General features: G+C 60.3%; 17 protein-coding genes. 1 reads left to right on the top strand and 16 read right to left on the bottom strand.

The genetic code is table 11. The features are described from left to right. Positions 1-2: 2 nt before the first annotated feature. Entirely contained in the window at positions 3-674 is a 672-nt protein-coding gene (locus OOZ53_RS02855) for a DNA-3-methyladenine glycosylase I (protein ID WP_271087788.1), read from the top strand. On the opposite strand, the gene OOZ53_RS02850 is transcribed toward OOZ53_RS02855, so the two are convergent. From OOZ53_RS02850 to OOZ53_RS02775, 16 genes are all read right to left on the bottom strand, one after another. Continuing rightward, complete coding sequence (locus OOZ53_RS02850; protein WP_271087787.1) at positions 660-1,829, bottom strand: amidohydrolase; 1,170 nt, start codon at positions 1,827-1,829, stop codon at positions 660-662. The two genes, OOZ53_RS02855 and OOZ53_RS02850, sit on opposite strands and share 15 nt — an antisense overlap. 57 nt (positions 1,830-1,886) lie before the next feature. Then, positions 1,887-3,959, bottom strand: coding sequence for a putative bifunctional diguanylate cyclase/phosphodiesterase (locus tag OOZ53_RS02845; RefSeq protein WP_271087786.1), 2,073 nt, complete (start codon positions 3,957-3,959; stop codon positions 1,887-1,889). Between the two features lie 301 nt (positions 3,960-4,260). After that, the gene (locus tag OOZ53_RS02840) at positions 4,261-6,585 is read right to left on the bottom strand and encodes a methyl-accepting chemotaxis protein (protein WP_271087785.1); all 2,325 of its coding nucleotides are present in this window, start codon (positions 6,583-6,585) and stop codon (positions 4,261-4,263) included. 276 nt (positions 6,586-6,861) lie between these two features. Then, complete coding sequence (locus tag OOZ53_RS02835; protein ID WP_271087784.1) at positions 6,862-7,812, bottom strand: AEC family transporter; 951 nt, start codon at positions 7,810-7,812, stop codon at positions 6,862-6,864. Positions 7,813-8,007: 195 nt separating this feature from the next. After that, positions 8,008-9,183, bottom strand: coding sequence for a Gfo/Idh/MocA family protein (locus OOZ53_RS02830; RefSeq protein WP_271087783.1), 1,176 nt, complete (start codon positions 9,181-9,183; stop codon positions 8,008-8,010). Positions 9,184-9,191: 8 nt separating this feature from the next. Then, positions 9,192-10,247, bottom strand: a complete 1,056-nt coding sequence (locus OOZ53_RS02825) for a sugar phosphate isomerase/epimerase family protein (RefSeq protein ID WP_271087782.1) — start codon at positions 10,245-10,247, stop codon at positions 9,192-9,194. 29 nt (positions 10,248-10,276) lie between these two features. Continuing rightward, positions 10,277-11,410 carry a Gfo/Idh/MocA family protein gene (locus tag OOZ53_RS02820; RefSeq protein WP_271087781.1) on the bottom strand — a complete coding sequence of 378 codons (1,134 nt, stop codon included), beginning with the start codon at positions 11,408-11,410 and terminating at the stop codon, positions 10,277-10,279. Then, the gene (locus OOZ53_RS02815) at positions 11,403-12,167 is read right to left on the bottom strand and encodes a sugar phosphate isomerase/epimerase family protein (RefSeq protein WP_271087780.1); all 765 of its coding nucleotides are present in this window, start codon (positions 12,165-12,167) and stop codon (positions 11,403-11,405) included. Before OOZ53_RS02815 ends, OOZ53_RS02820 begins: the two co-directional genes overlap by 8 nt. 29 nt (positions 12,168-12,196) lie before the next feature. Then, the gene (locus OOZ53_RS02810; protein ID WP_271087779.1) at positions 12,197-13,297 is read right to left on the bottom strand and encodes an ABC transporter ATP-binding protein; all 1,101 of its coding nucleotides are present in this window, start codon (positions 13,295-13,297) and stop codon (positions 12,197-12,199) included. A gap of 4 nt (positions 13,298-13,301) precedes the next feature. Next, on the bottom strand, positions 13,302-14,180 hold the full coding sequence (locus OOZ53_RS02805) for a carbohydrate ABC transporter permease (protein ID WP_425499096.1): 879 nt from the start codon (positions 14,178-14,180) through the stop codon (positions 13,302-13,304). 13 nt (positions 14,181-14,193) lie between these two features. Beyond that, entirely contained in the window at positions 14,194-15,084 is an 891-nt protein-coding gene (locus tag OOZ53_RS02800; RefSeq protein ID WP_271087777.1) for a carbohydrate ABC transporter permease, read from the bottom strand. Positions 15,085-15,153: 69 nt separating this feature from the next. Beyond that, positions 15,154-16,395 carry an ABC transporter substrate-binding protein gene (locus OOZ53_RS02795; RefSeq protein ID WP_271087776.1) on the bottom strand — a complete coding sequence of 414 codons (1,242 nt, stop codon included), beginning with the start codon at positions 16,393-16,395 and terminating at the stop codon, positions 15,154-15,156. 301 nt (positions 16,396-16,696) lie between these two features. Further along, positions 16,697-17,347: a nucleoside triphosphate hydrolase gene (locus OOZ53_RS02790; RefSeq protein ID WP_271087775.1), complete on the bottom strand. Its 651-nt coding sequence runs from the start codon at positions 17,345-17,347 to the stop codon at positions 16,697-16,699. Next, positions 17,344-18,120, bottom strand: a complete 777-nt coding sequence (locus OOZ53_RS02785; RefSeq protein WP_271087774.1) for an ATP-binding cassette domain-containing protein — start codon at positions 18,118-18,120, stop codon at positions 17,344-17,346. Before OOZ53_RS02785 ends, OOZ53_RS02790 begins: the two co-directional genes overlap by 4 nt. Beyond that, positions 18,117-19,193, bottom strand: a complete 1,077-nt coding sequence (locus OOZ53_RS02780; RefSeq protein ID WP_271087773.1) for an ABC transporter permease — start codon at positions 19,191-19,193, stop codon at positions 18,117-18,119. The genes OOZ53_RS02785 and OOZ53_RS02780 overlap by 4 nt, the downstream gene beginning before the upstream one ends. Before the next feature lie 171 nt (positions 19,194-19,364). Beyond that, positions 19,365-20,390, bottom strand: coding sequence for a sugar ABC transporter substrate-binding protein (locus OOZ53_RS02775; protein ID WP_271087772.1), 1,026 nt, complete (start codon positions 20,388-20,390; stop codon positions 19,365-19,367). Positions 20,391-20,536 lie beyond the last annotated feature (146 nt).

Genomic DNA, 20,536 nt, shown 5'->3' with positions numbered 1-20,536 from the left:
CCATGCGCGATTTCGATGCGATCTACAAAATAGCCGCAGACCGGAAGGGCGGGCAGAAAGCCTTCGAAGCGACACTGTCGCATCCGAAGTCCAGAGAGGAACTCGCGGCCATTCCGGACGACCGTTGGCTCTCGCAGATGAGCAAGTGCATCTTCCAGGCCGGCTTCAACTGGAAGGTCGTCGAGAACAAATGGCCGGACATTGAAGAAGCGTTCCACGGCTTCGATATCGGCCGCGCCGGCTTCATGACCGACGAGGAAATGGGAGAACATCTGAGCAATCCCAAGGTCATCCGCCACGGCAAGAAAATCGCCGCGATCCGCGACAACGCGCAGTTCCTTGCCGGGCTTGCGAAAGAAAGGGGAACAGCCGCAAAGGTGTTCGCCGAGTGGCCGGCCGAGGACTATGTCGGCCTACTGGCATTGCTGAAGAAACGGGCCAACAGACTTGGCGGCAACAGCGCCATGTATTTTCTCAGATTCATGGGTGTCGACAGCTTTGTCCTGTCGCGCGATGTCGCCGCCGCGCTTATCCGTGAGGGCGTTGTCGACAAGTCTCCGAGTTCAAAAAAGGACATGGAGCGCGTCCAGGAAGCGTTCAATGGCTGGTGCAGTCAGTCGGGCCGCCCGCTGACCCATGTCAGCCGGGTCCTGGCCTGCTCAATCGACGCCTGACGGCGTATTCCGGCCGATCAGCCCGCCCATCGTTGCATTCAGCATGCTGACGCCCGTTGATATGAGCGCGTCAGGAAAATCGTAATCGGGATTGTGCAAGGCGGGCATGTCATGCCCGGCACCCAGAAAGAACATGGCCGATGCGCTCTGCTTTCCGAATTCGCCGAAGTCCTCGGAAAAGCGAAGCGGCTGTCGCAGATCCTCGACATCCAGTCCCAGGCTGCCCGCGTTCTCGCGCATATGGCTGACAACATGGGCATCGTTCTCGCAGGCATTGAAGATGTCGTCATATGAAATTTCAAGAGTGACGCCGGCTGCCTCCGCCGCCCGGGCTGCTGTTGCCTCCGCCCGGGAGATCACGTCCAGCATTTTATCGTCGGTTTCCGTGCGCAATGTCGCCCAAAGCTCGGCTTCCGCAGGCGAGACACCGAAGGCTTTCTCCCCGAGATTGGCATGAACGATGGTGACAAGGCTGAAATCTTCTCCGCTGCCGGCCGCGTTGGTCAGCGCATCCAGGTTCCGGATGATATCGGCCAGCGCCTGTGCCGGAGACACGCCTGCCTCGGGTTGCGCCGCATGGGCGGTCGTGCCCTCAAGGCGAATGCGCATGCCCCGCGACGCGCAATTGACGTGCCCCTCCTTGAGAATGATCCGGTGGGCCTCGTAGCCGGGCAGGTTGTGTAGGGCGATCGAAAAATCGCATCGGATGTTTTCGAAACGCGGATCGGAAATGACCGCCCGCGCACCCTGTCCGGTTTCCTCGGCGGGCTGAAACAACAGCACGACGCGACCGCGCGGCGGGCGCTCCCGCAAAAGCATGGCGACACCCAGCACCATCGTCATGTGGCCGTCATGGCCGCATTGGTGGCCTTTCCCATCGATTTCGGATCTATGGGCTGCGGTTCCCGTCTCGCGGATAGGCAAGCCGTCCAGCTCGCAGCGGATCATGACGGACGGGCCGGGCTGGCCGCTGTCGAAAACCGCCGCAACGCCGGTACCGCCGAGGCCGCGGATGATCGCGTCGGGTTGCATTTGCTTCAGATGGCCGCCGATCCGCTGCGCCGTGCGCTCTTCCTCTCCGGACAGTTCCGGCTGCCTGTGCAGGTCATGCCTGATGGAGATGAGTGTTTCGATCTGCTCTTGCGTAAGCCGCATATCCGTCCGCCGTCTTTTTCGGTTCCGGCCGAACGCTGTCGCCTCTATTTCGGCAAGTCAAGAGCCGGTGCGCAAAGCCCCCGGATGAGTTTCAACGACCAGTGCATCCGGAAGCCTGCCGGTTCCGCAATGCGTGGCCAGCCAGTCTTTGGCAACCGTCCGCGGCATGGGTGGCGCGATGGCATTGCCCTGGAATTGCGTGCAACCGAGTTGCAGCAGCGTGTCGATCTCTTCCTGCCGTTCCATGCCTTCCGCGACCACTTCGAGTTTCAGCGCCGACGCGAGGCGTATTATTGAATCGACGATGATCCTGCTGCGTTCGCAGGTGTCGATATTGGCGATGAACTGACGGTCGACCTTGACCCGGTCAAAAAGATTGCGGTTGAGGTGCGACAAGGACGCAAAACCGGTTCCGAAATCATCGATTTCGATGCGAATGCCGAGTTTGCGGAGCTCGTACAGTGCCCGCGCGGACTGCTCGTTGTCGCTTCTGATCGCCACGGATTCGACCACTTCGACGCTGATATGATCGCAAGCAAGACCGTGTTCATGCGCCAGTTGAGCGATATTGCGGAAAAAACCGTTCCACATCAGGTCGTGACCGGAGAAGTTGACGGCGATCCTTCCGAAATCGATCCCCTGCGATTTCCATTCCGAGGCAGCTTGGAATGCCTGGTCGAGAACGAGGCGCGTGATCTCCGGCATGCGCCCGAGATTCGCCGCGACATCGAGGAAATCGCCGGGAAGCAGGATGCCGCGTTGCGGATGATGCCAGCGGACCAGCACCTCGACCCCGATGATCCGGCCGGTCAGCGCATCCATCTGGGGCTGGAAAACCGGCTTGAACTGGCCGAGCGTAATGGCGTCGTCGATATCTTTTTCCAGAGCCTTTGCCGCGTTGAGTTCCTTTTGCATTTCGTCGTTGAAAAAACGAAATGTGCCCTTGCCGGATCTTTTTGCGGCATAAAGGGCGAGATCGGCCGCCGCCAGCAATTGCTCGGCATCGGTCCCGTCCATCGGGTACCTTGCAATGCCGATGCTCGACCGCACCAAAGTGGTCGCATTCGACAGGGTCACCGTGGCGTTCAGCCTTTCCAGGATCCGGCCCGCAACGCGCGGCAAAAGGGCCAGTGCATCCTTGTCCTCGACAATGACCAGAAACTCGTCGCCGCCCATCCGGCACGCGATGCCTTCCTTGCCCAGAACGGATCTGAGGCGGTTGGCGACAACGCAAAGCAGCCGGTCGCCGCTCAGATGGCCATAACTGTCATTGACGTTCTTGAAATCGTCCAGGTCAAGCAGAAGGAGTGCCATGCTGACCTTTTCACCGCTATCGAGACGCTCCGTCGCTTCCTGTACTCTTTGCAGGGCATAGTTTCTGTTTGCCAGCCCGGTCAAACCATCATGCGTTGCCGCGTATTGCATTTCGTCGCGGGCCGATTCGAGCTCCCGGTTTCGCCGACCGACCTGTGTTGCCAGAGGCCGGAACAAAAACAGCCAGATGACGGCTAGCAACGCAAACGAAAGGGCAAGCATAGCCTGCTGCGAGCGCTCGAACTGCGTTATGGAATTGCGTGTGTTCAGGCGGTAGATGTCCGCAATCCTGTCCAGCGCCGGAAGCACCTTCTCGGCAGCCGCTCCTTCCATGGGCGCCAGATAGACGGCGGCCATTTCCGGAGAGGTGCTGGCGAGGTCCGCCAACTGACGGCTGTTGCTGATCAGCGAGCGCATCCGATAATCGAGCTGCTCGGGCCAGGAAAAGAAAATATCACTGATACGTTTTGAAGACGCGTCCCTGTTTGCGTCGCGCTGTATCTGGCTCACCAGGTCGGTGTGTATCTGTTCCAGTTCGGTCAGGGCCTCGTTGAGCATATCCAGGAGGTTCTGGCGCTGCTCCTCGCCGTGAGCATTCAACATTTGCTGGCTGAGCAGCACCACGCGTTGGGACAGAACACGCTCGCTGTTCAGATCCTTGAATGCAACGGCATTGTGCCGGCCGCGTTCGATTGCATGATTGAGGGTGAAATAGGACGTTGCCAGCAGCCCGGCCATTGCGATCAGGACAAAACGGTATGCTATTCGGATCCGCCGCTCGGGATCCTTCCGAATATTGCTAAACAAACGGCTCATGACACTTGACCGAAATCGCGCGCCTCGGGATCACGGACCGCCCAACTCCAAGCGAACATATTCCGTATTGTGGACTGACGCCCCTCGGATTCACCGTATACCTGCGCATAAAACCCCGCCATGGCCACCCGTCAGGGCGCCCCTACCATTGCGGGACTTTAAACAATGAATCTTAATCAACCGAAAATAGCGGCGCGGTTTTATTGCAGTAAACGCGGCAAACACTTTCCGGATGTAAGTAATCGCTTTTCTTACAGCCGCCGGCCGGGTGTTTCCGGCCCGCGACGTTAGCAGATCCGGTTCAGAATTCTGTCCAGTCTTCTTCCTGGACAAGTGCGGTATTGCCTACGACCGGTGCTGGTTGTACTGCAGCTTTTTTGCTCGGCGGCGCCGTTTGACCGGTTTCCGGCGCGCGGGCATCCTCAAGCTTTTGCACGCTATCGGCCGCGATTTTGAACTGCTCGACGATCTGCGCCAGGCTTCCGCTGTCATCCGCCAGCATCTGGCTGACGGCGTTGTTCTCCTCAACCATGGCGGCATTCTGCTGGGTTGTCTGATCCATCTGACCGATTGCGGCATTGATGCCCTGAATGCCAAGCGCCTGTTCGCGCGCACCCGTCGCGATCGCGTCGACATGGTCGTTGATGCGGATAACGTCCTCGCCGATCCGGGAAAGCGACGATGCGGCGGCGTTGACCAGTTCCACCCCGGATTTCACCTCTTCGCCGGATTTGGTGATAAGCGCCTTGATATCCTTTGCCGCCGTCGCGGAACGCTGTGCCAGTTCGCGCACCTCCTGGGCAACAACTGCGAAACCCTTGCCGGCCTCTCCGGCGCGGGCCGCTTCCACGCCTGCATTGAGCGCCAGCAGGTTGGTCTGGAAGGCAATCTCGTCAATCACGTTGATGATGTTGGAAATCTCCTGCGAGGCGGTCTCGATACGCTCCATCGCGCTCATCGCGCTGGCGACAACCTCGCCCGATTGCTCCGCACTTTCCTTGGTCCCGGCGACCATGCGGCTTGCTTCCTCGGCTCTCTCGCTCGCGGTGTTGACCGTAACCGTGATCTGCTCCAGCGCTGCTGATGTCTGTTCAAGCGAGGCTGCCTGCTGTTCCGTGCGGCGCGCCAGATTGTCCGCTGCGACATGAACCTCCTCAGCGTTGCCGCGCAGTGATGCCGTCGTGTCGCGAACCGAGGAAAACGTCGCGCGCAGCCTGGCTGCGGTGTTGTTGTAGTTCTGGCGCAGACTTTCCAGATCTTCCTTGAAAGGCGTGTCGATCGTCTCTGAAACATTGCCATTTGCCATGCGTTCCAGCCCTTCCGCCAACGCTCCAACGGCCTCGCGTGTCTCAACTTCGTCCTTCCGCTTTGCTGCCTCGCGGTCGGCGCGTTCCTGGTCGGACATCAACCGGCTGGATTCGGCTTCCTCCTCGAGCCGGTGTTTTTCGATGGCGGCATCCCGGAACGTTGCGACGGAGCGTGCCATGGCACCGATCTCGTCGGGCCGTTTGTCGTCCAGTTCGACATGCGTATCGCCATCGGCAAGCGTGCGCATCTTTTCGACGAGTTCATTGATCGGGCCGGAGATCGTTTTGGAAAATCGGATGGCGATGATGAGGCAAAGGATCGAAACCATGGCTGCGAGCAGCAGCATGACCTGCCGCATGCGCGAGAGGCCCGCGAAAGCTTCGCTGTCGTCGATCTGTGCCACGACGAACCAGTGTTGGCCGCCGAGATCAAAGGGCACGATTGCGGCGCGGACCGAACCGTCTCGAAAACCGTCAAATGCACCGGTCGCCGTACCATCGGCCAGAGCTTCAGCCAGAAGCGGGGACGTTACCTGGTGCGTCAGCGTATCGTCGCCCTCGGTATACGCAGAATCGAAGAGCATATATCCGTCCCGGTTGAGCAGGATGGTTTCCCCGGTTTTCCCAAGGCCTTCCCGGCCGGACAGGATCTGCGCGATTTTCAATGATGGTACGCTGAGCACCACGGCACCGATTGGCTTGTCTTTCTTGAAAACCGGTCGGGCAACAAAAGCCGCGGGCGCGCCGCCGGCCGGGCCGTAACGTTTCATATCGACGAACGCTGCGTTTTCGCCTTTCGGCAGTTTCATTGCCGCGGAGAAGCCTTCGGCGAGACCGGAACTCTTCCAGTCGCCATTGACGAGGTTCGTCGCGAAATCGGGTTGCTTCGAGACCGAGTAGACCACCTCTCCGCCGGGCTCGACAAGCAGTATGTCACTATATCCGTAGTCGACGACAAAACGGGAAAAATAGTCGTGATAGTGCGCATGGACGTTGTCATACACATCGATGTCCGGATTGGTCAGGAGATGCAGTTCATCCGGGTTCGGGTTGTCCGTGATGTAGCGCTGCTGCAGCGTGTCCTGAGCTTTTCCCTCATACAGGCTGTACTCAAACGCGATCAGTTCAAGCGCCTCGATTGTCGTGCGGTTTTCAGAAACGAATTCGATGTCTTTGTTGATGCTGGAAAAATATTGAAAAAGCTCATTTTTCTTGCCGATCGCCAGGGCCGTAAGCTTGTCCTCCACTTCCGAGATGTTGGCTTGTGCTGCAACATAAAGCCCGCCCATGCTGGTGGCGGCGACGGCAAACAGAGTCATGAGGACTGCGGCCAAAGGCAATTTGCGGGAAATTTGCATCCGGTAATCCTGACCTATTGAAAAAGGGATACCGTCCGAATGGACGGGCGCTGGACATGCCCGATGGGCTGGCAGGGATGCGTCATGCAGACAGGCGATCATCGACTCATGGGAAGGCGGTCGACTCAGTTCGCGTACTGCCGGGTCCGAATATCACTGAGCCGGCTTAAGAGATCTTTAAAGCGATGCATTTTCCGATAGATCGAAGTCGTTTCGCACGCGGCAATGTGGTGGGTATCAGCCGCCGAGATAAAGGGTCAGCGGCAGAGAGACCAGGCTGAGCACAGCCGTTGCGAGCACCAGCGCGGAAGCGACCGCGCCGTCGCAGCCATAGCGTTTTGCAAGTACGGCAGATATCGCGCCGGATGGCATGGCGGCCTGGAGGACGAGCAACTCGGCTTCAAGGTGGGGCAGCGCGAACGAAAGCGACAACGACCAGGCAAACAGCGGTTCCGCGATCAGTTTCAGCAACCCGGCGACGATGATCAGGGCCGCCAGTTCACGAAGCGCGATCGGACGCAGCGAAAGGCCGATGCTGAAGGCGACCAGCACAATGAGGGACCGTCCGGCGACCCGCAGCGCATCTTCCACGATGTGGACCAACATGTTGTTTTGCGGCAGGCCGATCATGGAGATCGCGGTGCCGAGGATCATGGCAATGAAGATCGGCGAGACGAAAAAGGGTCTGCACGCCTCCCAAAGGCTGGTTTCCTTGTCTTCGTCCCGACCGAAATAGATGGCAACGGCCACACCGAGCGTGAAGACGGACAACAAGCCGCCATATTCGCCCATCAGCACGCTGTCACGCATGACTACGGAATCGTCGTGGAATGCACGGCGGATGAGCGACAGCCCGAGGGTCGATGATCCGCCAAAGCCGGATACGAGAATGATCGATCCGAGAACCTTGCGCTTCAGTCCAAGCGCATTTCCGATCATCCACGCCGGAACCATGATCGCGATGCTCACGGCGAACAATAGAAGCGCCGGCAAGAGCGCCTGAAGCGAGAAGGGGACTTTGCTCAGGCTGAGCAGGATGACGGCCGGCAGGGCGAAGTCGGTGACCAGCCGGCCGAATACGTCCTGTTCCTCGGGCAGAATCGTATTGCGGCTGCGCAGCCATATGGCGGCCCCGCACAGGGCGACAAGAATGATAAGAGCTTCCACCAGGCCCTGAAACTGTGACATCGCGCTGTGCTACCCGCCTTTTGCCGCCCAATCCCCCGCACCGCCCGAGCGCGGTTTTCGGAAGATGACGGATTCCGCGCCAGAAGCAAATAGGGGCGTCAGCAACATGTCATCAGCGGCCAAGCGCTTCGCAAAGGAGCCGGTTCGATGCCGGCCTTTGGGCTGGTGCCCGTATTGCGGCCCGGTCGGCGTCGCTCAGAGTTTCACCCATGCCGCATTCTTTTCCGATGAGCGCACACACGCGTCGATGAAACGCATGCCGTCGAGGCCGTCCTCAACGGTCGGATAAAGGACATCCGCCGGGATTTTGCCGCCGGCCTTCCGGCGCGCTCGGATGGCGCGTGCGGCCTCGGCATAGATATTGGCGAAACCCTCCAGATAGCCTTCCGGATGGCCGGGCGGTACCCGTGTCATCCGCGCCGCCGCAGCCCCTGTCGACGCGCCGCCGCGGGTCAGCAACTGCTTGGGTTTGCCGAAGGGTGTGAACCAGAGCCGGTTCGGTTCCTCCTGCTGCCATTCCAGGCCGCCCTTGCTGCCGTAGATGCGCAGTTTCAGACTGTTCTCATTGCCGGGCGCCACCTGGCTCGACCACAGCATGCCCTTTGCAGGCTTTTCATCGCCTTTTGCCTTGAAGCGGAGCATCACATGCACATTGTCGTCCAGACGCCGTCCATCCACAAAGCTGTCGAGATCGGCCGCGAGGCTGTGCGTCTCAAGCCCGCTGACGCATGTGGCAAGGTTCCAGGCATGGGTTCCGATGTCACCGACGCAGCCGCCCGCGCCGGATTGCGCGGGATCGGTTCGCCATTCGGCCTGCTTGTTGCCGCTGTCTTCCTCCGCTTCGGTGAGCCAGTCCTGAACATATTCGACATGCACGAGCCGTATCGGGCCGAGACGGCCCCGCGCCACCATGTCCCGTGCCTGACGGATCATCGGGTAGCCGGTGTAATTGTGCGTCAGGATGAAGAGACTTCCGGAGCGTTTTGCAAGTTTCGCCAGTTTTTTGGCGTCGTCCAGCGTCGAGGTCAGCGGCTTGTCGCAGATGACATGAATGCCGGCTTCCAGGAACGCCTTGGCCACAGGATAATGCATGTGGTTGGGCGTGACGATCGAAACCGCCTCGATACCATCGGCGCGCGCTGCCTCGCTCCTGGCCATGTCCTTGAAGGAGCCGTAACAGCGGTCGGGGTCGAGACCGAGTTCAATCCCGGATGCCAGGGAGCGCTTCGCATCGGAGGAGAGGGCGCCGGCGACAAGCTGGTAGTCACCGTCCAGCCGGGCGGCGATGCGGTGCACCGCGCCGATGAACGCGCCCTGGCCGCCGCCGACCATTCCCAGGCGGACCGGACCGGAATTCGATGCGCTGACCATGATGTCTCCTAAAGCCCCATCATCTGCCTGATCTGATTGCGGTCCGTCTCGCCGCCGGCGAAATCGTCGAACGCCTTTTCCGTGACCCGGATGATGTGGTCGGCAATGAAGGGTGCGCCTTCCGCCGCGCCCTGTTCGGGATGCTTCAGACAGCATTCCCATTCCAGCACGGCCCAGCTGTCGTAATCGTACTGGGCAAGCTTCGAGAAGATCGCCGGGAAATTCACCTGGCCATCGCCCAGTGATCGGAACCGTCCGGCCCGCTCCATCCATCCCTGATAGCCGGAATAGACGCCCTGGCGTCCCGTTGGATTGAATTCGGCGTCTTTCACATGAAACGCCGAGATGCGCTCGTGATAGATGTCGATGAAGCCCAGATAATCCAGCTGCTGCAACAGGAAATGCGACGGGTCGTAGTTGATCGTGCAGCGGCGATGGCCGCCGAGCGCGTCAAGGAACATTTCGAAAGTGGCGCCGTCGAAGACATCTTCACCCGGGTGGATCTCGTAGCCGACATCGACGCCATGCTCGTCATAGACATCGAGAATCGGCCGCCAGCGGCGGGCCAGTTCGCCGAACGCTTCCTCGACAAGGCCTGCCGGACGTTGCGGCCAGGGGTAGAGATAGGGAAAGGCGAGGGCGCCGGTGAACGAAACCGAGACATCCAGACCGAGATTGCGCGAGGCGATTGCGGCGCGCTTCATCTGGTCGACGGCCCATTCCTGGCGGGCGACGGGATTGCCATGCACTTCGGACGGCGCGAAGGCGTCGAACTGGCTGTCATAGGCCGGATGGACGGCCACGAGCTGGCCCTGCAGATGGGTCGAAAGTTCGGTGATCTCTACACCGGCCTCGGCGCACTGGCCCTTGATATCGTCGCAATAGATTTTTGATTCAGATGCCAGTACAAGATCGAAGAGACGGTTGTCGAAACTCGGTATCTGGATGCCCTCATAGCCCAGTGATGCCGCCCAGCCGGCCATTGCAGGAAGTGAGTTGAACGGCGCGTCATCGCCGGCAAACTGGGCCAGAAATATTGCCGGCCCCTTGATATTGGTTGCCATTTTTATCTCCGTAAAACCGCCTCGGCGGTTCAGGCCATCAGTGCCGCGGCATCGGCGGGCGACAGTGCGTCCGGGCGCTCGCATCGTGTTTCCAAGGCTCTGAAGCGCCCGTCCTCACCCGATTGCAGGATTGCCGTCATGATCTCGACCACGTGGAGCGCAAGCTCGAGCGAGCATCGGTGCGGCCGCTCCTCGGTTATGGCCTGTGCCATGTCGGCGAGGCCCGAAGCCCGGTAGTTGGCGACACCATTGTCGCCATCGCCCTCATTGACGATGCTCATGGGGTGCTCCCACGCCGGAAGATCATTTGTGAATTCGGACTTCCTCGTCATCTGCAGCGCGCCGCTGAAGAAGTTCGGATCCGGCAGGAAAAGCGAACCGTCCTCGCCATACAGCTCCATCGGCGCGTGTCCGTGACGCCACACGTCCCAGCTCGCGCCGAGCGTAACGACGGCGCCGCTTTCGAACTCCAGCAGGGCCTGGAATGTCGTCGGCGTTTCCACCGTTATCTTCTCGCCATGGCGTGGCTGCGAGGTGATCGTGCGCTCCGGCGACGGTGTCGCGGACATCGCCGCAACACGCTTTACCGGTCCGATCAACTGGACGAGATTGGTGATGTAATAGGGGCCGATATCAAGGACCGGCCCGCCGCCGGGCTTGAAGAAGAAATCCGGATTGGGATGCCAGTCCTCCATGCCATGGCTCAGAACATGGCACGTGCCGCTCGTCACCTTGCCGATCGCGCCGCTGTCGATCAGGTGACGCGCAAGCTGGTGTGAGCCGCCAAGGAAGGTATCGGGAGCCGAACCGATCCGCAGGCCCCTGGAACGGGCCAGATCGGCCAGTCCATGGCCCTCTTCGACAGACAGCACAAAAGGCTTTTCGGAATAGACGTGCTTTCCGGCATTCAGGATCCTTTCGGAGACTTCGAAATGGGCTGCCGGGATCGTCAGGTTGACGATAATGTCGATATCGTCGGCTGCCAGCAGGCCATCGACGGTCTCGGGGCGCAAGCCGAATTCCTCCGCGCGCGCCTTTGCCGCCTCTTCGCTGATATCCGCGCAGGCTCTGATTTCAAAGCCGCGAAACAACGGTGCGAGCCGCATATAGGCAGCGGAGATGTTACCGCAGCCGATGATTCCCACGCCAATCTGTTCAGGCATGCTGCACCTCGTTCAAATTGCGCAGAGCCTCGATGGAACGCCGCGCAAAACGGTCGAAATCGTTCGGATTGTCATGTTCCACGACATTGTGAGTGACATTCGCATGCGCATCCAACGCCTTGAGGATATTCCTCCAGGCAACGATGCCATGACCGACATCCTCCCATCCATCCTCATCCTCGCAACGTCCGGCAGGCGCGATGTCCTTGATATGGATTGCCGTGATGCGTGGACCGTAGCGCCCGATCCACTCCAGGGGCTCCGCGCCGCCGCGCAAAATCCAGGCAATGTCTGCCTCCCAGTCGATATCCGGCGCTTCCTCGAGGATCACCGTTTGCGGTACCGTGCCGTCGGCCAGCTGCTTGAACTCGAAGTCGTGATTGTGCCAGCCGAACCGCCGGCCCGTGGCGCGGACCTTCTCGTTGATCGCGGAAAGGCGGTGGGCAAATGCTGCCCAGCCGGCCGCGTCCGATGGCCGCTGGTCCTCATCGAGATAGGGGCAGAAGATCGACCGGATGCCGAGTGTTTCGCTTCGGGCAATCACACCGTCAAAATCATTTTCCAGGGTCTCGATGCCGAAATGGCCGGACGGCATTGTCAGACCGTTCCGGTCCATCAGGTCACGAAACGCCTCCGGCGTCTCATAGACCCCACCGAACCCTTCAACCTGCGTATAGCCGAGTGCAGAGAGTGTCGGGAGCACCTTGTCCCATGGCAGAAAATTGCGCGCGCTGTAAAGTTGAAACGACAGTTCCATGCGTGATCCAATCAAAATAAGCGTTTGTTTTAAAGTCTGTTTTCTGTCTGCACGTCGAACACGGAAGCACTGACCGGATCAAATCCGATATTCAGCGTTTCGCCGACCTCGACATTCTTCTGCCCGTCCATGCGGAAACGGAATTCCTGATCGGCCAGGGTGGTCCACACGAGTGTATCCGATCCCATCGGCTCCACGACTTCGACCTGGATCTCCTGCGAGAAGGCCTTCTGGGCCGCGTCCTGACCGACGGAAACGTGTTCGGGCCGCACGCCGAGCCAGGCCTCGGAACCCTCCAGCGCATGGCCGTTCTCGAAATTGTACCGCGACAGGTCGACGTCGAGGCCGCCGGTCGCAAACAGGGGCTTGTCGCCGCCATTGAATTTGCCTTGCATGAAGTTCATGCCGGGTGAGCCGATGAAGCCGGCCACATATTTGTTGACCGGGTGATTGTAGATCACATGCGGCGTGTCGAGCTGCTGAACCTTGCCGCCGCGCATGATGGCGATGCGGTCGGCGAGCGTCAGCGCTTCGATCTGGTCGTGGGTCACATAGATCATCGTATTGTTGAGACGCTGGTGCAGGCGTTTGATCTCGACGCGCAGCTCGGCGCGCAGCTTTGCGTCGAGGTTCGAAAGCGGCTCGTCGAACAGGAAGACATCGACCTCGCGCACCAGGGCGCGGCCAATGGCGACGCGCTGGCGCTGGCCGCCCGAAAGCTGCGAAGGCTTGCGCTTGAGCAGCGGCTCGATCTGCAGGACCGCGGCGGCGCGCGCCACCCGTTCCGCGATCTCGGCCCTGGGAACGCCCGCATTCTTGAGCCCGAAGGACAGATTGCCTTCGACGCTCATCTGCGGGTAGAGCGCGTAGGACTGGAAGACCATGCCGATGCCGCGGTCCTTCGGCTCCTTCCAGGTGACATTTTTCCCCTTGATGAAGATCTGGCCGTCCGAGATATCGAGCAGCCCGGCAATGCAGTTGAGCAGGGTGGACTTGCCGCAGCCCGATGCCCCGAGCAGCACGAGGAACTCGCCGTCGGTAATCTCCAGATTGAGGTCTTCGAGAACTTTCAAATCGCCGAAGTTCAAGGAAAGGTTCTTGATTTCGATGCTTTTGTCGGTAGCTGTCATCGGATTAGCCCTTCACCGCACCCGCCGCGATGCCGCGGACGAAATATTTGCCTGACAGGAAGTAGATGAGCAGAGGGACGCCGCCCGTCAGGATCGTTGCGGCCATGTTGACGTTGTATTCCTTCACACCCTGCGTGGTGTTGACGATGTTGTTGAGCTGGACCGTCATGGGAAAGTTCTGGGTGCCGGCGAAGATGACGCCGAACAGGAAGTCGTTCCAGATGCCGGTGACCTGCAGGATGATGGCGACGACGAAGATCGGCGGCGACATCGGCACCATGATCTTCAGGAAGACGCCCCAGAAGCCCGCGCCGTCCACCCGGGCCGCCTTGAACAGTTCCTGCGGCAGCGACGCGAAATAGTTGCGGAACAGCAGCGTCAGGATCGGCATTCCGAAGATCGTGTGAATGAAGATCACACCGGCGAGCGATCCGAATATGCCAAGCTCCCGGGTGATGATGACAAGCGGATACAGCATCACCTGGTAGGGAATGAACGAGCCGAAGATAAGGATCGTGAAAAACACCTCGGCGCCGCGGAAGCGCCAGAAGGAGAGGGCGTAGCCGTTCACCGAGGCAATCGCGATCGAGATGATGACGCTCGGGATCAGGATCTGCACCGAATTCCAGAAGCCGACCTTCAGGCCCTCGCAGTAAAGGCCGGTGCAGGCTGTATCCCAGGCCTTGATCCAGGGCTCGAACGTGACTTCAACGGGAGGCGCGAAGATATTGCCGAGGCGGATTTCCGGCATGCCCTTCAGCGAGGTCATGACCATCACGTAAAGCGGCAGGAGGTAGTAAAGGGCCGCGACGATGAGGACCGAATAGATCATGATCCTTGCCGGGTCGAGGGCGCGTTTCGGACGCGGGCCGATGGCTTCCATGGTCGTCATGGCGCTACCCTTTCTTCTTGCCGTATTCGAGATAGATCCAGGGGATCAGGATGATGAGAACCGTCGTCAGCATGACGGTGGATGCGGCAAGGGCTTGGCCCACATTGGCGCGCGCGAACATGAAGTCGTAGACATATTTCGCCGGAACCTCCGAGGCGATGCCGGGCCCGCCCGCCGTCATGGCGACCACGAGGTCGTAGAGGCGCACAATGCCGGATGCGATAATGACGAGCGTCGTGACGAAGACGCCCCGCATCATCGGAATGACCACGAAAATATAGGTCTTCCATTTCGGGATGCCGTCGACGCGCGCGGCCTTCCAGATTTCATCGTCGACAGCCCTGAGGCCCGCGAGCATCAGCGCCATGACAAAGCCGGTGCCTTGCCAGATGCCTGCAATCAGCAGCGCGTAGATAACCGTGTCGCGGTCGGCGATGAGGTCGAATGTGAAGCTCTCCCAGCCGAGATTGCGCACCGCCTCCTGCAGGCCCAGCGTCGGATTGAGGATCCACTGCCAGACGACACCCGTCACGATGAAGGAAAGCGCGAAGGGATAGAGATAGATGGTCCGGAACGTGTTTTCGAAGCGGATCTTCTGGTCCATGAAGGCTGCCAGAACAAAGCCCACGACCAGGGAAAAGACCAGTGAGAAGATCCCGTAGAACGCAATGTTCTCGACCGATTTGTTCCAGCGCGACGTGTTGAAAAGCCGGTCGTACTGGGCAAATCCGACAAATTCGTTGACGGGCAGGGCCCGTGAGGCCGAGAACGAATAGATGACGGTCCACAGCGAGCATCCGACGAAGACGATCATTGTCGTCAGGATCATCGGTGTCGCCGCGACCTTGGCATTCATATTGCGAAAATAGGGATTAGGTCGGTCCTGGTTCGCCATGGCTTTGCTCCGGGAGGCGGATGCCGGCGGTGGCCGGCACCCGGGATATGCTGGGCGTATAGGTCGCGATCAGTCGGCGTTTGCGACGATCTCGACGTAGCGCTCCTGGGCTTCCTGTGGCGTCATGCCCGGATCGTTGAAGAACTCGACCCAAAGATCCTCGAACTGACCCTGCGTGTCGGGCGACCAGGTCTGCTCGCCCGAGGGCAGGATGTTTTCCGGTTTCTCGAGGATGGCGAGGCCCTTCTTCATGCAGTCATTGGCTGCCGACAGATCGATGTCGCCGCGAATGGGCAGTGAGCCCTTCTTCAGGTTGAAATCGACCTGGACGGCCTTCGAGACCAGCAGGGAAGCAAGATCAAGCTGTGCCTTGACGAGGTCGGGATTGTCGTCCGCCGGTTTCGGGAAGTAGAAAGCATCGCCACCGGTGTCGAGAACCGGGTGCACGCCAAGACCGGGAAGACAGTCATATTCCTTGCCGGCGGTCTGACCGGCCACGCCGAACTCGCCCTGGGCCCAGTCGCCCATGATCTGTGCGCCGGCTTTGCCGGTGATCACCATGTTGGCGGCGTCGTTCCAGGCGCGGCCCACATAGCCGTCATCGACCATGTCTCGGGCAGCGGCGATCGCTTCGAACACCTGCGTCATTTCGGGACTGGCGGCGGCTTCCGCGCTCTTGTCCGCATTGACTTTCCGGTAAAGGTCGACGCCGCCGAGTGCCACCGTAAAGACGCCGGCCATGCCGTTGATCTGCCATGGCTCGCCACCGACGGCGAGGGGGATAACGCCGGCTTCGCGCAGTTTCGGCGCGGCGGCTGCAAATTCATTCCAGTTGGTGGGAACGGCCATGCCGTTGTCTTCGAAGACACCCCGGTTCAGCCACATCCACTGGAAGGAATGGATATTGACCGGCACGCAATAGATCCTGCCCTCGTAACGGCAGGCATCGAGCAGCTTGGCGGGGCGGATGATATCGGCCCAGCCTTCCTTCTCGGCAAGTTCGGTCAGGTCGGTCATCAGGCCGGCCTTGACCAGGTCCTCGGCGTCGCGCCCGGTGTTGAGCTGCGTTGCGCCCATCGGGTCACCGCCCGAAATACGGCTGATGATGATCGGCCGCGCATTGCCGCCGCCGGCAATGGCGCCGTCGACCCAGGTGTTGCCGCTGGCGTTGAAGGCGTCGGCGAAAACCTTCACCGCGGCCGCTTCGCCGCCCGAGGTCCACCAATGTGTGACTTCCAGTTCCGTCGCAGAGGCTGCGACCGAACCGGCAAGGATTGTCGTTGCTGCAAGAGCTGTCCTGATGCGATCCATTTGATCCTCCCATGAGGGGCGCATTTCTCCCGGTGCGCCCGGCTAGTCTTAAAAGACTGATGCATAAGTAATCGATTACATAAGGCGGTATGTCACTTTGTAATCGATTACATTCGTAAGGATGCGTGCTCCGCTCCAGTCTGTCAAGTTATTAATTCAGGCTTCCCGCCAATCCGTCGGAGGCAGTCCGATGGCCCGCTTGATGTGCGAACGGGGAAAATTGAGGCGGGCCGAAAAGTGTTTAGTGGAATCAACGGTTTCGAATGGTTGAGCGCCGACGAGGCTGCCTCGAGACGAAGCATTATGGGCTGTGGACGGCTGCACCCGCCGATTGCACGATCACATCGGCTGTGCGGGAACCTGACAGCACAAGCTGGGCATTCGGGATATCGTTGCCGCCGGCTTTTTCCTCCGCCGTGCGGCGGTCATAGCCGTGTTCAAGCCAGCGTGCGATCAGGCGCTCGCGCAAGTCTGTCATTGGCGCGGTGAGGAACACCGTCAGGTCGAAGAGCGGGCGCAGCCGGCTCCAGGGTTCGTCGTCAAGAAGGAGGTAATTGCCCTCCACCAGCACAAACCTGCAATCCTTTGAAACAACGCCGCCCTTCGTACGGACGCTGTCGCTGGCGCGGTCGAATTCCGGAACCGCGACGTCACCCGCATTGATCCGCAACTGTTCGACCAGGGCGATGAAACCGTCGGCGTTGAAGGTCTCGGGCGCGCCCTTTCGGTCGCGCATGCCCAGCCGGTCAAGCGTGTCGTTGTCGAGGTGAAAGCCGTCCATGGGAACCACCGCGGCGCTGTGGCCGGCCGTGGTGAGTTGCTGCGCCAGGCTGGAGGAAAGGGTGGATTTTCCGGCGCCCGGCGGTCCGGCAATGGCAACGATCACGCGCGCGCGCCGGTCTGCCGCCACCACGACGGTATCCAGAAGGTCCCGCGGCGGAATTGCGCTCATGCGGCTTCCATTTGTTCCGGCATCTTGGCGCCCGTCATATAGGCAACCGCGTCGGACATCGAGTGCTCTTTCGGGTCGATGACGCAAAGCCTGCGGCCGAGCCTGTGAACGTGGATACGGTCGGCAACCTCGAACACATGCGGCATGTTATGCGAGATCAGCACGATCGGCAGGCCGCGCGATTTGACGTCGAGAATGAGATCAAGGACGCGCCGTGATTCCTTGACGCCGAGGGCTGCCGTGGGTTCGTCCATGATGATGACCTTGGAGCCGAAGGCCGCCGCCCTTGCCACCGCCACGCCCTGGCGCTGACCGCCGGACAATGTCTCCACGGCCTGGCCAATGTTCTGGATGGTGAGCAGGCCGAGTTCGCTCAGCTTGTCACGGGCGAATTTCTCCATGGCCGGCCGGTCGAGCTGGCGGAATAGCCGTCCGGCGATGCCGGGTTTGCGCCATTCGCGGCCGAGGAACATGTTGTCGGCGATGGAAAGGGCAGGGGACAGCGCCAGATTCTGGTAAACCGTCTCGATACCAGCCTGCTGTGCCTCCATCGGATTGCTGAAAAGAACCGGTTTTCCCTCCAGCATGATCTCGCCCTCATCGGGTACGACCGCGCCGGATATCGCCTTGATCATGGTCGACTTTCCGGCGCCGTTGTCGCCGATGACTGCCAGGATCTCGCCCGGATAAAGGTCGAAATCCGCGTGGTCCAGAGCAACCACCCGCCCATAGCGTTTGACGAGGTTGCGCGCGGTCAGGATTGGCTCGGTCATACTGAAATCTTCCTTATCCACTGGTCGATTGCGACCGCCGAGATGATAAGCACGCCGATGAGCAGATAGGTCCATTGCGGGTCCGTGCCGATCATGCGCAGGCCGAGCGAGAAGACGCCGACAATCAGCGCACCGAACATCATGCCGAGGATCGAGCCGCGCCCGCCGAAGAGCGATATGCCGCCGATCACCACGGCGGTGATGGATTCGATATTGGCGAATTGTCCGGCTGTCGGTGAAACCGAGCCGATGCGGCCGATCAGCACCCAGCCGGCAAGGGCGCAGATGAGACCGGCGCAGACATAGACCGAAATGAGGGTGCGCTTGACCCGCACGCCGGCAAGTTCTGCCGCGTCCGGATCATCGCCGATGGCATAGACATGCCGGCCCCAGGAGGTGTGGTTGAGGATATAATTGAGTAACAGGACAAGCAGCACCATGGTGATGACGCCGAAGGTCAGCACCGCGCCGCCGATATTGATCTTGTTTCCGAAGAACTGAAGCAGGGGGGCGGCCTTGGATATGTCCTGGCTGCGGATGGTCTCGTTGGCCGAATAAAGGAAGTTGGATGCCAGGATGATCTGCCACATACCCAGCGTGACGATAAAGGGCGGCAGCCGCACAAGCGCGACGAGCGCACCGTTGATGAAGCCGCACAGGCCGCCGACAATGAAACCGCACAGAACGGCGAGTTCCGGCGGCAGCCCATAGCGGAAGGTGAACTGGCCCATGACGACCGAGGACAGCACCATGATTGCGCCGACGGAAAGATCGATGCCGGCGGTCAGGATGACCAGTGTCTGCGCCGCGCCGACGAAGCCGACAATCGCCACCTGCTGAAGGATCAGTGTCATGGCAAATGGCGAGAAGAATTTCGAGCCGATGATCAAGCCGAACACGATCAGCGACATGACAAGCACGATTAGCGGTACGGCGGCCGGGTTGGAGTGCAGCGTGTGCTGCACCCGCTCCACAGGCGAGCGGTCACGGTGATCGAACGACGCGACCTCGGTCGCGCTTTGATCCAGGACCTGTTCGAAATCCTGCCCTGCTTTTTCATTCGTTTCGGGCATTGTATTTCCCCCGCTTGTGTTGGCGGTGCCGGCCGGCCCGATCCGTTCTCATGGATCGCCGTTGGCTGCGTCGCCGTCTGTCAAGCATTGTTGTGGACGTGTGCGGCTTTGTAAATGTCGGCCGCGGCCCGGGCAGTTGGCTGCCCGGGCGTTGTGGCTGTCAGGCCGGGATCAGCCCCAGCACTTGTCCATGCCTTCCTTGGTGTCGATGGAGGGCACGCCGTCGGCGGGCTTGTCCGTAACCAGCGCGACGCCCGTGTCGTAGAAGTCCTTGCCCTCGGTGTTGGTCGGCTTGGTGCCATCCTTCGCCCAGGCGGCAATAGCCTCGATGCCGAGAGATGCCATGAGCAGCGGATATTGCTGCGAGGTCGCGCCGATAACACCATCGACGATGTTCTGAACGCCCGGGCACCCGCCGTCGACAGAAACGATCAGCACGTCGTTTTCGCGGCCGACGGCCTTGAGCGCCTCATAGGCGCCGGCGGCGGCCGGTTCGTTGATCGTGTAGACGACGTTGATGAAAGGATCTTTCTGCAGGAGGTTCTCCATGGCGGTGCGGCCGCCTTCCTCGTTGCCGGCGGTGACGTCGTTGCCGACGATGCGCGGATCGTCCTCATCGCCCCATTTGCCGGGGTCCTTCACGTCGATACCGAAGCCGGTCAGGAAACCCTGATCGCGCAATACGCCGACGGACGGCTGGCTGACGGCAAGATCAAGCATCCCGATCTTCGCGTTGTTGGCCTCGTCGCCAAGCGTCGCGGCTGCCCATTGGCCGATCAACTCGCCCGCAAGGAAGTTGTCAGTCGCGAACGTGGCGTCGGCAGCATCGATCGGCTCAAGGGGCGTGTCGAGTGCGATGACAAGCAATCCCGCATCCCGCGCCTGAGTGACAGCGGGGACGATGCCTTTCGTATCCGATGCCGTGATCAGGATTCCCTTCGCACCGTCGGCGATGCAGGTTTCGATTGCCGCGACCTGGCTTTCGGAGTCGCCATCAATCCGGCCGGCATAGGATTTAAGTTCGATGCCGAGTTCGTTGGCCTTGGCCGTCGCGCCTTCCTTCATTTTCACGAAGAACGGGTTGGTGTCGGTCTTGGTAATCAGGCAGGCGCCGATGTTTTCTGCTTGCGCCGTACTGATCCCGGCCACGCCGAGTGCAAGCGCGCCGAGGGTTGCTGAGATGAGTGTACGCTTCATGATGATCCTCCCGATTCATCCGATTTCGCCACCCCGGCGTCCGCGTTCGGCGGACGTCCATGGTGACCATGACGCAGAGACCACCCGGAGGAAGTCGACCGGATTAAGCATCCGCCGCGTCGCATTGGCTTACGGGGACCATGTGG

Source organism: Allohoeflea poritis (assembly GCF_027889715.1).
Lineage (GTDB): Bacteria > Pseudomonadota > Alphaproteobacteria > Rhizobiales > Rhizobiaceae > Hoeflea_A > Hoeflea_A poritis.
Note: the sequence above shows the minus strand (reverse complement) of the source record. Positions and strands in the feature narration are given on the sequence as shown.